The organism is Candidatus Igneacidithiobacillus taiwanensis (assembly GCF_031962545.1).
Taxonomy (GTDB): domain Bacteria; phylum Pseudomonadota; class Gammaproteobacteria; order Acidithiobacillales; family Acidithiobacillaceae; genus Igneacidithiobacillus; species Igneacidithiobacillus taiwanensis.
Genome location: NZ_JAVRKK010000074.1, coordinates 1 through 11,042, shown reverse-complemented (window position 1 = coordinate 11,042; position 11,042 = coordinate 1). Strand labels below are relative to the sequence as shown.

The window sequence follows — 11,042 nt, the reverse complement described above, 5'->3', positions numbered from 1 at the left end:
CCCCAGGAAATGTCTGGGATTTCGGACACCCGCCGAAGTTATGGCGCAGCAAGTCAGAGAGTTATATGCGGGTGTTGCACTTCAAACTTAAAACCGCCCTGTAAAGCGGCTATACAATCCGCGCATCGCCCTGTTCACAGCAGCCATAACCGCAACCTTACTGCACAGCAGCATCATCTTTCGTAGCGCCACTCCAGATCCACTCCTGATTTTGACAGTTTCTGCAGCGCTACTGTTTTTTCTGATCGCGTATACCGAAAACGCCGACAAACGATTTCTCATCGCTTTTTATGTCGCCCTGGCCCTTGCTACCCTAGATAAGGGTCCGATAGGCTTCCTTTTGCCTGGTCTGATTATCGTCCTTTTTCTTCTTGGCCAGAAAAATCTACCATTTCTCTGGAAGGCAGGAAAGCTGCGCATAGGTATCCCGCTCTTTCTACTTATTGTGCTGCCTTGGTACGTTGCCGTTGGACTCGAAACGCAGTGGTCCTGGGATAAGGTATTCCTCATCCAGCAGAACATCGGACGCTTCGACTCGAGCATGCAAGGACATCAAGGGCCCTGGTTTTATTATCTCATCAGTATCCTACTTGGCATGTTGCCATGGTCTTTATTTTTTCCACAGACCTTTTCTTTACTGCGAAAACTCTGGCCCCTTGCAAATCACGAAAGTCGCAGAAAGCTCAGCTTTCTACTCATCTGGGCCGTTATCTGGACCGCCTTCTTTTCGCTCTCGGCAACCAAACTGCCAAGCTACGTTTGGGAATCATACCCACCTTTGGCGATTTTTCTTGCTTGGTATTTTGACCAGCGCCTGCTCATGCACAACACTAAGCCCTCTCGTCTCGACTGGCTTTCCCCTGTCATTCTATTGGGGATTGGTGTGGCGCTCAGTGTTTTTGGTGGCTGGATTTTACCCAAGCAAGAGCCACAGCTACCCAATCTCCTGCTCATCGGTTTACCCTACAGCGGCGCGGCAATTGTTGCCCTGGTCTTTCTTTGGCGGCAGAATTTTCGTGCAGCGCTGCTCAGCTTCGCTACCGGGGCGCTTATTCTCAGCGCCATGCTGGTCTTTCTCTACACACCAGAATTCAACCACCTAAAGCCATCTCGAGAGATGGGAGAAGAAATTGCGAAAATACAGCAAGGCGCACCATACCACCTCGCCTCTTGGCAATGGTTTCAGCCGGATTTTCTGTTCTACGCCGGACGCGGCGCCATGCCCATCCATCACCTCACCACTTTGGACGAAATCGCTCCAATGGCGCAGCAGCAACCACTGTATTTGGTATGCCCAGAAATCGACCTCAAGAATGTTCAGGCTGCCGTACCACCCCCCTATCACGTCGCGCTGATCCTTGTGCGCTTTGAGCTGTACAGCCGTGAGAAAATCGCCCTGTTGCAGATTCGTAGGAGCACCCCGATAGGCCACGCCAACGGGTGAGCCTGCCTACCTTCGTCTGCTAATGGTTACCTAAGATTCTCCCGCCATACTCATTACCGTGGACGCATGGGGCGTCCCGTAACGACTTGGAGGGTAGCGTGAAAAAACACATCATCATCGGACTGTTGGTGGCAGGACTCGTTGCCAGTGGTAGCGCCCTGGCGTTCAAGGGCGAGCAGTACAGCAAGGAGGCCAAGGTAAGTTTGGCTGCGGCCAAGACCATTGCCGTACAGGCTTTTCCGGGCAAGATTACCGACGTGGAATTGGAGAAGGAAGCCGGTGGCAGCGGCCTGCGTTACTCTTTCGATATTCAGCGGGGTAAAGTAGTACACGAAGTAGGGGTGGATGCCATTACGGGCAAGGTCTTGGAAAATTCCGTCGATAACGGCAAGGATTGAGCAAGGCCGACCTGGGGCGAGGAATTGGGGAAGGTATGCGGCTCTTGTTGGTAGAAGATGACGAGATGCTGGGAGAGGCCCTGGTCCTCGCCCTGCGCGAGGGTGGCCATGCGGTAGATTGGGTGCGCAACACCCGCAATGCCCGTGCCGCCCTCGCCCCGAGCGAGCACGAAGTCTTGCTCCTCGATCTTGGCCTTCCTGATGGGGAAGGCCTGGATCTGTTGCGCGAGTTGCGCGGTCGTGGCAGTGCGCTGCCGGTGCTCATCTTGAGCGCCCGGGATGCCGTCGAGACCCGTATCGAGGGCCTCGATACGGGTGCCGACGACTTCCTCGTCAAACCCTTTTCGAGCCGAGAACTGCTGGCCCGCCTGCGCGTGCTGCAGCGACGGCAAGGCGGCAGCGGGCAGGCCCTGCTGTCCAACGGCATAATTCATCTCGACCCGAGCAGCCACGAAGCGTGGCGAGAAGGCGCCGAGACCCAGCGTCAACGCCTGGGGCGGCGCGAGTTCGCCCTGCTGGGCGCCCTCTTGCAGAAACCTGGGCGCATCCTCAGCCGCGAGGAGTTGGAAACGCGCATCTATGGCTGGGGTGAGGAGGTAGAAAGCAACAGCATCGATTTCCTCATTCACGGTCTGCGCAAAAAATTGGGCAGCGATGCCATCAAAAATCTGCGCGGCGCCGGTTGGCTGGTAGAGAAGGACGGATGACCACCGCCACCCCCTCGCTACAGGGGCGACTCTTCTGGACCCTGAGCTTTTGGCTCATCTTGGGTGGCATCATTGCCTCGGTGGTGGATTATGGGCTGGCCTACCAAGATGCCAAACAGCTGCAGGACGCGACCCTGGCCGAAATTGCCCAATGGGTCGACCCCGCGCATCTGCCACGGCATGATTTGCGCGTGCCCTGGTTTCAGCACAAGGGAAAGCATATCCGCCATGACGAGGAATTTGGCGCCGTGATCGTGGAGCGCATTGGTCCCGGTCAGGGCGACGGTACCCTGCCGATTCCGGCCGCCTGGAAACCCGGATTTCATCATCTGCAAGCCCAGGGGGAGCATTGGCGGGTATTCCTCGCTGCCTTGCCGGACGGCGGTGCCTTGGCCGTTGCCCAGCCCATCTCGGTACTGCAGGAAGCCGCCTGGGACGGCGCCCAGCAAAGTATCTGGCCGATACTGCTGCTTTTGCCCATCGTGCTCCTCGCCCTGCGCTGGCAGGTCTATTCGGTGTTTCGCCCGCTGCGCCGCTTGGCGCGGGAATTATCGGCATTGCATCCAGACAAGGCGCAGCTTCGCTTACCCAATACCCAAGTGCCGCGCGAATTGCTGCCCTTTTGGTTGGCTATTCAAGAGCTGCTGCAGCGGGTGGCCGACTTGGTGCAGGTAGAGCGTCGTTTCATTGCCGACGCCGCCCATGAGTTGCGGACGCCCTTGGCCGCCCTTTCCTTGCAGGTAGAAAACGCCGAACGCGCCGACAGTTGGGAGGCCTGTCGGCAGCGCCTGCATCGGGTCGACGCCGGCCTTGCGCGCAGCCGTCATCTTCTCGATCAACTGCTCACTCTGGAGCGCCAGCTTGCCGGTACGGAAAAGCGGGAGACCTTCGAACTCGGCGACCTGCTGCGCGAAGTGCTCGGCGAACGCCTGCCCGTAGCGGAACGCAAAGACATCGACCTCGAATTGCAGCTGCAGCCCGGTCCGTTGACGTTGCATGCCGAGGCCCTGGCCCTGCGCGTGCTGGTCGGCAACGTTCTCGACAACGCCCTGCGCTACGCACCCGCCGGCAGCAGCGTCGTGCTGCGGGCAGAGGTACAGCAAAACGTCCTGCAGCTGGAGATCGAGGACGAAGGGCCGGGAATCCCTCCTGCCCAGCGCGAGCTGATCTTCGCACCCTTCCACCGCGCCGCCGATGCCCAGGGCGAGGGCACCGGCCTTGGTCTCGCCATTGTTGCCGCGGCCGCCAAACGGCTGGGCGGCAGCATCGAATTACAGGACGGTCGATCCGGGCGGGGGCTGCTATTTCGCTATCGTCAACCCTTGGCAGCCCAAAGCCCCATGCGCGTCCCATGAAGCTCGCTCGGTTCTTTTGGTTGGGCAGCGCACTCGCGCTCCTGAGCGCCTGCGCCAGCTACCATCCCCTGCCCCTGTCTACCAAGCTCGCCACGCCCGACAGCCTCGCCGCGGCACTGGCCGCAGCCAACGCCGGGAACCAGCGCAGCACCGCCGACATCAACCTGCAGGCCCCGCTACCCGGCGCTGCCCTCGCGCAAATTGCGGTGCTGCTGAATCCCAACTTGCGGGCTACCCGTGCCAAATTGGGCATTGCCGATGCCCAGGTCTTTGCCGCCGGGCTCCTTCCGGATCCGCAGCTGTCTCTGAGCGCCGATCTGCCCAGCACCGCGGGCTACTACAATGCCTACGGCATGGGCTTGCAGTGGAGTCTGGCCAGCCTCTTTACCCGCTCTACCCGCCTAGGTATCGCCAAGGCGCAGGCAAAAGCCGTGCACTACGACATTGCTTGGCAAGAATGGCTGGTGGCCAACCAAGTCCGCATTCTGGCGCGGCGGCTCTATTTTCTTGAGCAACAGGAGGCGGTAGCGCGAAGCGCGACCGAGATCAGTGAGCGCCTGTATCGTGCTTCGCAAGAAAATCTCCGTCGCGGCGATGCCACCCTGCCCGAGCATGCCCTCCGCCAAGTCGCCTACGTCGACAGCCGCGACCGCGAACTCGCCCTCCAGCGCCAAGTTGCCAAGGTCCGCCAGGAACTCAACGCCCAACTCGGCCTGCCACCGGATCTCGTCCTCCGCTTGGCGCCACCGTCTGCCCTTCCTCAGTTGCCGTCGACCGCAGACTTGGTGCGCGCCGCCTGGCAACACCGCCTCGATCTCGCGGCGCTGCGTGCCGGGTACCAAGCCCAGGAGGGGCAGCTACGCCGTGCCATTCTCGGCCAATATCCGGGCTTCAGCATTGGCGTGAGCCACGCTGCCGATACCTCCAACGTGCAAACCTGGGGACCGAGCCTCAGCTTCGATCTACCCCTCTGGAACCGCAATCGCGGCGCTATTCGTGAAGCCGAGGCGAGCCGTGCCGAGCTGCATGCGGCCTACCGCGCCCGCCTTTTTCAGACCCGCGCCGATATTGCCAGCCTGGTGCAGGACCTCCATCGCCTTGCCCCAGAAATCGCGCTGTTGCAGGCGCAACTACCCCCCCTGGGCGCGGCCGAAGCGCAGCTGCGCCAAGCCGTGGCCGATCACAACGCCACACTCGTGGAATACGAGACCGTGCGCAGCCAAGTCCTCGACAAACGATTGCAGTTGCTGGCCCTGCAGGGGGCCGCAGCCGAAGATCAGGCCGCCCTCGAATTGGCGGTGGGCATTCCCTGGAACGATTGGAGCAAACACCCATGAACTGGCGATCCGCGTTGGCAACCATGCTCTTGTCGATGGCGCTCGGGCTCGCTCCGGTCTTGGCGGCGCCCTCAGCCTTGGTGCAGGTCAGCACTGCCCGCCCCATGCAGTTTACCCACACCCTGCGCGCGTATGGCACGGTGCGTTTTGCGAGCGAGGCCAGCGATCTGCTCAGTGCTCCCTGCGCCACCATCGTGCAGCAGGTTTTGGTGATGCCTGGCGAGCAGGTACAGCGCGGGCAGATTCTGCTGCGCGTGCGCCCGGCGCCCGCCGAACAATTGCAGTTGCAACAGGCACAAATCGACCTGCGTTTTGCCGAAGCCGAGGCGCAGCGCCTGCAATCCTTGCGGCAGCGGCAGCTGGCGACCAATGCCCAAGTGCAAGGGGCGGCGCAAAATCTTGCCAAGGCGCGCGCCCTCCTCGCCAATCTGCAGGGGCGGCAAGCGGCGCTGCAAGGCGGCATCATCCGCGCCCCGATCACCGGCGTGGTCAGCTCCGTACCCGTGCAAACCGGCGACAATCTGGCAGCCGGGCAACCCTTTCTGTTTCTCAACCCGGCATCGGCACGGGTCGTGGTGCTTGGCGTAGAACCAGAAGACCTCCCGCAGGTACACAGCAACGACAAGGTCTTGCTGCAGACCCTAGACCGCCATAGTCCGACCTGGTCCTCCCGAGTCGAGAAGATCCTCGCCCAGGTCGACCCGAACACGCGCTTGGCGGGGGTGATCGTGCCCATCCCCGCCGCGGCCCCAGTCTTGCCCGGCACCTTGCTCAGTGCCCGCATCGTCCTGGCTCAGCGCCAGGCCTTGGCCATTCCCGATTCCGCCGTACTCCACGAACACGGACGCGCCTACTGCTTTGTCGATGTGCAAGGCAAGGCACAGCAGCGTTGGCTGCGCACCGGTTGGCAGGAGGGAAAATGGATCGAGGTGCTGCAGGGCCTGCGTCCGGGCGAGGAGGTCGTCAGTCTCGGCAACTATGAGCTGCGCGCGGGCATGGCACTGCGCATCGAAGGAAAATCCTGATGGGAGACTGGCTGCTTCGCCATCGCCGCTTCCTGCTCTTTCTTCTCGTACTGCTGGTACTGGGAGGATTGGTCGCAGCGCAGCGGCTGCCCGTAGCCCTCTTCCCGGAGGTCTCTTTCCCGCGGGTGGAGGTCTCGGTGGATGCTGGCAACATGCCCATTGCGCAAACCCAGGTCGCCCTTACCCGTCCTCTGGAGCAGGCCCTACGCGGGGTGCCGGGAGTACGCCAAATCCGCTCGACGACGGCGCGCGGTGCCGCCGATATCTCCCTGCAGTTTGCCTGGGGCAGCGACATGCGCACCGCCTTGCTGCAGGTCGAGGCCGCCGTCAATCAGGAGCTCCCCAAGCTGCCGAGCGGTACCCGCTTTCGCGCCCGGCGTATGGATCCGACCGTCGACCCCATTTTGGGACTGGCGCTGACTTCGTCTACCCTCGATCCCGTTGCCCTGCGCCGCTATGCCTTCTACGACTTGCGGCCGCGCCTGCTCAGCATTCCCGGTGTTGCACAGGTCACGGTACAAGGCGGCGCGGAAGAGGAGTTTGCAGTGCGCGTCGACCCCTGGCGTCTGCAGCACTACGGCCTGCGCTTTAGCGATGTCGAGAACGCCTTGGCCGGCGCCAACAGCATCGAGGCCGTCGGCCGCAGCGAGCGGCACTACCGCCTCTATCAGATCCTGAGCAGCAGTCACTTGGCAACTGCGCAGGAAATCGGCCAGACCATCCTCAAAACCGGTCCCGACGGCATCGTCGACTTGGCCGACGTTGCCGAAATCCGCCAAAGTACCCGCCCGCAATGGACGACGGTGACTGCCAACGGCCACAACGCCGTCCTTCTCAATATCCTGCAGCAGCCCGGCGGCAATACCGTGGCCATCGACGCCGCCCTGCGCCGCTTGCTGCGGGAGAATGCAGCCAGCGTGCCGGCAGGGGTACGGATCAGCACTTGGTATGACCAAAGCCAACTCATCACCGCCGCCGCCGGGAGCGTACGCGATGCCATCCTCATTGGCGCCCTCCTCGCCGCCTTGGTGCTCTTTGCCTTTTTGCGCAATCTGCGCCTGACGCTGATCGTTGCCATCGCCCTGCCCAGCGTGCTGGTCGCCAGCGCCCTGATTCTTTTGGTGCTGCACCAGAGCTTCAATATCATGACCTTGGGCGGCATGGCCGCGGCGGTAGGGCTGGTGGTAGACGATGTAGTGGTGATGCTCGAGCACCTGATGCGGCGCATTGTCGAAGAGAAGGAAGAATGGTCGATCCTGCACCTTGCCGAGGAAATGACCGTGCCGCTGGCCGGTTCCTCGGCGGCGACTCTGGTCATTTTTCTCCCCCTCGCCTTTCTTTCTGGCGTGACCGGGGCGTTTTTCCAGGCCCTGGCGATTGCCATTGCCGCTGCGCTGCTCGTTTCCTACCTGGTGGCTTTTCTGGCAGTACCGGTGCTGGCGCAACTGCTGCTGCGCCAAAAAGACGCCATCGCGGCAGAAAGCCAAGGTTCGCTGCAGCGCTGGCTGAGCGAACGCTATCGCCGCGTTCTGAGCAAGGTGCTGGCGAGGCCGCGCTGGCTCTTGGCCGCCGTCGCCCTCCTCCTGGCTCTTGCCGCTTGGTCTTACAGCCAGGTCGGTAGCGGTTTCCTGCCTCCCATGGACGAGGGCGGCTTCGTTCTCGACTATCGCACGCCGCCCGGCACCTCTCTTGCCGAGACCGATCGTCTGCTCGATCAAGTGCAGGGAATACTCGCCCATACTCCCGAAGTCGCCGCCTATTCTCGCCGTACCGGCCTGCAGCTGGGCGGCGGCATCACCGAGGCCAATACCGGCGACTTCTTCATCCGCCTCAAACAGGATCGACAACGCAACATCTGGCAAGTGATGGATGCCCTGCGCCAGCAAATTCACGAGCAAGTGCCGGGACTGCGCGTCGAAACGGGGCAACTCATGGAAGACTTGATCGGCGATCTAACCGCCGTTCCGCAGCCCATCGAGATCAAGATTTTCGGTAGTCGACAGGCGGTTCTCGCGCAAGTGGCGCGACGGGTCACCGCCACAATCCAGGGCGTGCCCGGGGTGAGCGAGGCCTTCGACGGCATCACCATTGCCGGTGATGCCATCGACATCCGCATCGACCCGCTGCGCGCCCAGGCCATTGCCGGTATGACGCCGGGGCAAATCACCCAGCAGTTGCGCACCCTGCTCGAAGGACAAGTGGTGACCAGTATCCCCTGCGGCGAGGAGATGATCGGCGTTCGCGTGCAGGCATCGCCGGATCTTTCGCAACGCATCCGGCAATTGCGCCGCCTTCCCCTGATAGCCCCCGATGGCCACTATTTTTTCCTCAATCAGGTAGCAAGCATCAACATCGAGGCAGGACAAGCCGAGCGTCAGGCGGAAAATCTACAGCCCATGGTGGCCGTTACCGCCCGTATCGACAACGGTTATGCCATGGGCACCGTATTGCAGCAGATTCAGCAACGCCTGGCCAAGCAGCCCTTGCCACAAGGGGTGTACCTGCAATTCGGCGGCCTGTATCGGGAGCAGCAGCAAGCCATGCATGATCTCGCCTTGGTTTTGCTCGCTGCCATCCTGTTGGTGGCGGCGCTCTTGCTATTCCTGTATGAGGATTTTGCCATCGTCCTCAGCATCCTCAGCACCGCTTTGCTTGCTCTCGGGGCGGTCTTCATCGGGCTCTGGCTCACCGGTACCGAGCGCAATCTTACCGCCATGATCGGCATGACCATGATCGTTGGCATCGTCACCGAAACCGCTATCTTCTACTTTGCCGAATTGCGCGGCAACGAGCCCGAGGAGCTGCTGCGTGCCGGTATCGTCCGCCTGCGCCCGGTCTTGATGACGGCGATCATCGCCATCCTCGCCCTCCTACCCCTGGCCCTCGGTCTCGGCGCCGGTGCCGAAATGCAGGCGCCGCTGGCAATCGCCATCATTTCCGGCCTGTTGGCCGAGATTCCCTTGGTGCTCTTGGTCATGCCGGGCATCTATGTCACCCTGCAACGGGGTGCTCCCCTACGCAAGTTCCTGCACAGGAGTTCGTAAATGACAACATCCACGCAAAACCTCCATCAAGGTCACGGCTTTGCCGCCGTGCGCATCCTTTTCGGCTGCATTTGGCTGATCAATACCGCCCTGCAGCTCAATCCCGTCTATCGCGCCCACTTTTTATCCACCTTCAATGCCGATTGGGTGAGCGGCCAGCCCGCCTGGATCATCGCCTACGGTCACTGGATGGCCAACCTGGTCGGTGCTATCGGGCCACAGCTCGTTGCCTGGGTTACCATCGTCTTGGATGCCTTTCTCGCCGTAAGCCTGATCACCGGCCTCGGTCTGCCTTTTCTCGCCTACGTCGGCGTCTTCTACAATCTCTGGCTGTGGAGCACCGTGGGCGGCTTTGGCGGCCCTTATACCCAGGGCGCCACCGACCCCGGCACGGCAATCATCTACGCCCTGGTCTTTGCCTTTGTCATTGCCAGCCGCGCCTGGAACCACTGGAGCCTCGCTGGCGTCCCTTTCCGCCCGGTAGCGCCAGCCGCCATGCATACGGCGCGCATTCTCTTTGGTCTGCTCTGGGCCTTCGATGCCTTTTGGAAGTGGCAACCCTTCTTTCTCCATAACGCCCTCAGCTACTTGCAGCAGGCCCTACCCGGCGAACCCGCTTGGATTGCCGCTTACATCACCTTTTTCATTACCATGATCAGCGCGGTGGGACCGTTTGTTTTCGGGGTCTTTGCGGCGGTAATGGAGAGCATCATTGCCTTCTTTCTGCTCATTGGGGTCGGATTGCGCTGGATCATTCCCGTGGGCTTTGCCTACAGCTTTGGCGTCTGGACCACCGCCGAGGGCTGGGGCGCACCCTATCTGCCAGGCAGCACCGCCAACAAGGGCGACGTTCTCGGCACCACCAACATCTACATGATCGCTTTTCTCTTTCTGGCGGCGTGGGTGTATCTCGCCCCCAGTAAAAGCGCCTCCCCCAGTGCAAAATCGGCATCTTCGACAAAAGAATCCTCAGCGTAAGCGCTTGCCATGATTCAATCTTGACAAAAGCATGGCTATAATCCCGACCTTCTCTGCTGAGGGGGTCTGACTCTTGTCGATGACTGGATACTGCCGATGGATGCGCCCGTGAATCTTCGCCTGCTACTGCGCATCGCTTTGGTCGCGACTCTGCTGACTCTCGCTTCCTGTGCCCAACGCCTGCCGCCGCGTCCAGCCCCCGCGGTTCCCCCCGTAGCGGCGTTACAGTCTAGCCTCTGCCCCAAGCCGGAAACGACACCGGCGAGTGAGATGCCCAAACGGTATCTCGACCGTATGGCGATCATCGATGCGCGTAAGGACTTTTCTCAGGCACCAGAGCCGGGCTACGTGCTCGACGCCAATTCCGTGGTGCGCTTTCCGCGCATCGAGCCCATTGGCGTGATCATGATTGGCGATAGCATCATTACCGGCTGGTCTGGCTATTTTGCCAAGGTCTTCCCCAATGCCTTCATCGACGGACGGGTGGGGCGCCAGTTTTCCGCCATCCTACCCATTTGGAAGACCCTACAGCAATGCCACACCACCCGTGGCGTTCGCGATGTAGTCGTCGAACTCGGCACCAATGGCGAGGTTTCGCCCCAAGATATGCAGGAATTTTTACAGATGGCTGGTAATCGTCAGATTTTCTTGGTGGTTCCGGAAATGCCGCGCCCCTGGGAGCACGAGGTGCAGCAACTCTACCTACAAACTGCCGCAGAACATCCCAATGTGCATCTGGTGCGTTGGGATCTAC

Annotated in this window: 8 protein-coding genes and 1 pseudogene; all 9 read left to right on the top strand. The window is 61.1% G+C overall.

The window, feature by feature from the left end; all coding sequences use genetic code 11:
* Positions 1–112: 112 nt before the first annotated feature.
* Positions 113–1,444 (top strand): annotated as a pseudogene (locus RTI30_RS09555) (glycosyltransferase family 39 protein); the annotation flags it as partial.
* A gap of 98 nt (positions 1,445–1,542) precedes the next feature.
* A complete protein-coding gene (locus RTI30_RS09550; protein ID WP_312274752.1) occupies positions 1,543–1,842 on the top strand; it encodes a PepSY domain-containing protein in 300 nt (99 codons plus the stop codon).
* 35 nt (positions 1,843–1,877) lie between these two features.
* Positions 1,878–2,549, top strand: a complete 672-nt coding sequence (locus RTI30_RS09545) for a response regulator (protein ID WP_312274753.1) — start codon at positions 1,878–1,880, stop codon at positions 2,547–2,549.
* On the top strand, positions 2,546–3,904 hold the full coding sequence (locus RTI30_RS09540) for an ATP-binding protein (protein ID WP_312261185.1): 1,359 nt from the start codon (positions 2,546–2,548) through the stop codon (positions 3,902–3,904). Before RTI30_RS09545 ends, RTI30_RS09540 begins: the two co-directional genes overlap by 4 nt.
* Positions 3,901–5,241 carry a TolC family protein gene (locus RTI30_RS09535; RefSeq protein WP_312261183.1) on the top strand — a complete coding sequence of 447 codons (1,341 nt, stop codon included), beginning with the start codon at positions 3,901–3,903 and terminating at the stop codon, positions 5,239–5,241. Before RTI30_RS09540 ends, RTI30_RS09535 begins: the two co-directional genes overlap by 4 nt.
* Complete coding sequence (locus RTI30_RS09530; protein ID WP_312261181.1) at positions 5,238–6,266, top strand: efflux RND transporter periplasmic adaptor subunit; 1,029 nt, start codon at positions 5,238–5,240, stop codon at positions 6,264–6,266. Before RTI30_RS09535 ends, RTI30_RS09530 begins: the two co-directional genes overlap by 4 nt.
* Complete coding sequence (locus RTI30_RS09525) at positions 6,266–9,310, top strand: efflux RND transporter permease subunit (protein ID WP_312283696.1); 3,045 nt, start codon at positions 6,266–6,268, stop codon at positions 9,308–9,310. Before RTI30_RS09530 ends, RTI30_RS09525 begins: the two co-directional genes overlap by 1 nt.
* Positions 9,311–10,288: a hypothetical protein gene (locus RTI30_RS09520; RefSeq protein WP_312261177.1), complete on the top strand. Its 978-nt coding sequence runs from the start codon at positions 9,311–9,313 to the stop codon at positions 10,286–10,288.
* Positions 10,289–10,384: 96 nt separating this feature from the next.
* On the top strand, positions 10,385–11,042 hold a 658-nt coding region (locus RTI30_RS09515; RefSeq protein WP_312283695.1), incomplete at its 3' end, for an acyltransferase.